Consider the following 3,476-nt stretch of genomic DNA (forward strand, 5'->3'; position numbering starts at 1 on the left):
CCGTCGGTGACGGTGTAGGTGACCGTTGGCACCGTGCCGTTGTAGTTGGCAGCCGGGGTGAAGGTGTATTCACCGTTCGCTCCGATCACCAGGGTGCCGACGTTGGCGATGGTCGCGGTCTGGCCGGCGTTGAACGTCCCAGTGACGCCCGCGACGGTGAAGTCGACCACGCTGACCGAGCCGTCGACGCTGGTCGTACCAGTGAGAACGCTGCCGGTGAGGGCGGTGTCTTCCAGGGTGGAGACCGTTTCGTTGGCGTCGGTGAAGCTGTCGTCGACCGGTGTAACGCTGATGTTCAGCGTCGAGGTGTCGTTGGTTCCCGAGCCGTCGGTGACGGTGTAGGTGACCGTTGGCACCGTGCCGTTGTAGTTGGCAGCCGGGGTGAAGGTGTAAGCACCGTTCGCTCCGATCACCAGGGTGCCGACGTTGGCGATGTTCGCGGTCTGGCCGGCGTTGAACGTACCGGTGACGCCCGCGACGGTGAAGTCGACCACGCTGACCGGACCGTCAACGCTCAAGGTACCGGACAACACATTGCCGGTCGCCACGGTGTCTTCGTTGACCGTAACGGTTTCGTTGGCATCGGTAAAGCTGTCATCGACCGGGCTGACGCTGATGTTCAGGGTCGAAGTGTCGTTGGTTCCCGAGCCGTCGGTGACGGTGTAGGTGACTGTTGGCACCGTGCCGTTGTAGTTGGCGGCTGGGGTGAAGGTGTAAGCACCGTTCGCACCAATGACCAGGGTACCGACGTTGGCGATGGTGGCGGTCTGACCGGCGTTGAACGTACCAGTAACGCCAGCGATGGTGAAGTCAACCACGCTGACCGTGCCGTCGACGCTAGAGGTACCCGTCAACACACTACCGGAGACTGGAGTCTCTTCTGCGGTGGTCACGCTTTCGCTGGCATCGATGAAGCTGTCGTCGGCCGGCGTGACGCTGATGTTCAGGGTCGAGGTGTCGTTGGGTCCAGAGCCGTCGGTGACGGTGTAGGTGACCGTGGGCACAGTGCCGTTGTAGTTGGCAGCTGGAGTAAAGGTGTATGCACCATTCGCTCCGATCACCAGGGTGCCGACGTTGGCGATGTTGGCGGTCTGACCAGCTGTGAAGGTGCCATTGACGCCTTCGACGGTGAAGTTGACCACAGTGACCGTGCCATCAACGCTCGAAGTTCCGGACAGCACGCTGCCGGTGGCCACGCTGTCTTCCAGGGTGGAGACGGTTTCATTAGCGTCAGTGAAGTTGTCGTTGACCGGCGTAACACTGATGTTCAGCGTACTGCTCGAGCCAGTATTGGTGGTGTACGTCACCTGTGGAACGTTGCCATTCCAGTCAGCAGCCGGTTTGAAGCTGTAGTCGCCATTGCTGGCGATGATCAGCGTTCCGACACCGGTGATGGTTGCGGTCTGACCCGCCGTGAAGCTGCCGTTGACCCCATTCACGCTGAAGCTGGAGACGCTCAGGGCATTATCGACATCGTGGTCGTTGTGCAGCACGTTGCCGGTTGCGTTGTGGTCTTCGCTGACGGTGTTCTGGTCTGCTTGCAGTACGCTTGCGTCATTGACGGGCGCAACGTGCACCACCAGTGGCAGCGAGGTGCTGGCGCTTTGGGCATCGCCGTCTTTGGCGGTGGCCGTTACGGTCAGGGGGATGTCGCCATTGAAGTTCGTTGGCGGTGTCAGCTTGAGCGTGGACAGGTTCCAACCCGTAATGTCCACCGACGTCGAGCCGTCGGCAGCGTTAAAGGTGTGAGTGCCATCGGAGAGCGTGGAACCCGCCGGCAAGCCGCTCAGAGTGAGAGCGAGCGTTTCCGAACCGTCGACGTCATTGGTGTGGGCCTGGATGGTCGATAGCAGGATCGCGTTGTCTTCGAGGCCCGAGTTGAGCACCTGAGTGACATTGATGTTGTCCAGCAGGCCGCCCACGCTATTGCTGTCCCCAGCGCGGAACTCGAGCTTCTGATTGCCATCGGCAGTGACCGGAACGTCGAAGCTGTAGTGCTTCATGCCGGTGGCCGAGGTGTTCAGAGTGCCAATGAGTTGACCACCCCAGTACACATTGATGAGCGAATTATCCACGCCGGCACGCGGTGCATAGTCGAGCGACACGTTATAAGTGGTGCCGGCCTTGGCATCGATAGTGGTGTAGAGGTTGCTCGCATCACCGGTATTGCGCTCCAGTTCAATGACCTGGTTATCGCCGCCGGCACCGTAGACGCTGGCCTTGCCGATTTCGACCATGCCACCGCTGTTGTCAGTGTGCCAGGCACCATTGCCGAGCTTGCTGACATTGACGTTGCTGTTATAGGAGCCGTTAACAGCGACTTCCTGTAAGTCGGTCGAAGCAACCACACCGCCACCGGTCAGTGACAGGCTAGGGGTGTCGGTTACTGGCGCAACGACGATGGTTCCGGTCGCGGAAGACGCGGAAGGCAAACCGCCGTTGTCGGTCGCGTTATAGGTGAAGCTGGTGGTACCGCTCCAGTCGCCGGTTGGCTTGAAGTAAATCGTTGCGCCGTTGGCGGTAGCGGAGATCACGCTGCTGGCGGTCAATGCGATTGTCCCGGCGGCGTCGGCGTAAAAACTGCCATTGGCCGGCAGGCTGGTCAGGCTGAAGTGGTTGACGCTGCCGTCAATGTCATTGCCACCAAGCTGCACGGCGATCAATTGATCTTCATTGCCGTGGGCCGAAGTGGAATTGACGGTCGGAGCGTCGTTGACCGAATTGACCGTGATATCCAGCGTGCTGGTGGAGTTGGTGTTGGTGGTGTAGCTGATCTGTGGAACGTTGCCGTTCCAGTTCGCGGCCGGGGTGAAATTGTAGTCGCCGTTAGTGGCGATAGTCACAGTACCGACTCCGGCGATAGTCGCGACCTGGCCCGCGGTAAAGGAACCGGTGGCGCCTTGCACAGTGAATGTCGCGACACTCAGAGCGTTGTCGACATCGCTGTCATTACCCAGCACGTTGCCGGTTGCAATGTGGTCTTCATCGACGGTGTTGGTGTCCGCGATCAGCACACTCGGGTCATTGACCGGGGTGACGCTGATGTTCAGGGTCGAGGTGTCATTGGTTCCAGAGCCGTCAGTGACGGTGTAGGTCACGGTCGGCACAGTGCCGTTGTAATTGGCGGCCGGGGTGAAGGTGTACGCACCGTTCGCTCCGATGACCAGGGTGCCGACGTTGGCGATATTGGCGGTCTGACCGGCTGTAAAGGTCCCATTGACGCCTTCGACGGTGAAGTTGACCACGCTGACCGAACCATCGACGCTGGTCGTACCAGTGAGGACGCTGCCGGTGAGGGCGGTGTCTTCCAGGGTGGAGACCGATTCGTTGGCGTCGGTGAAGCTGTCGTCGACCGGGGTGACGCTGATGTTCAGGGTCGAGGTGTCATTGGTTCCTGAACCGTCAGTGACGGTGTAGGTCACGGTCGGCACAGTGCCGTTGTAATTGGCGGCCGGGGTGAAGGTGTACGCACCGTT

1 protein-coding gene is annotated in these 3,476 nt (G+C 60.2%); it reads right to left on the minus strand.

Going from position 1 to position 3,476, the window contains the following annotated elements; all coding sequences use genetic code 11:
- Window positions 1-3,476: beta strand repeat-containing protein (locus tag AC07OG_RS26270; RefSeq protein WP_495068504.1), on the minus strand; the 3,476-nt coding region annotated here is incomplete at both ends.

The sequence above is a fragment of the Pseudomonas sp. GW821-FHT09H03 genome, from assembly GCF_059415945.1.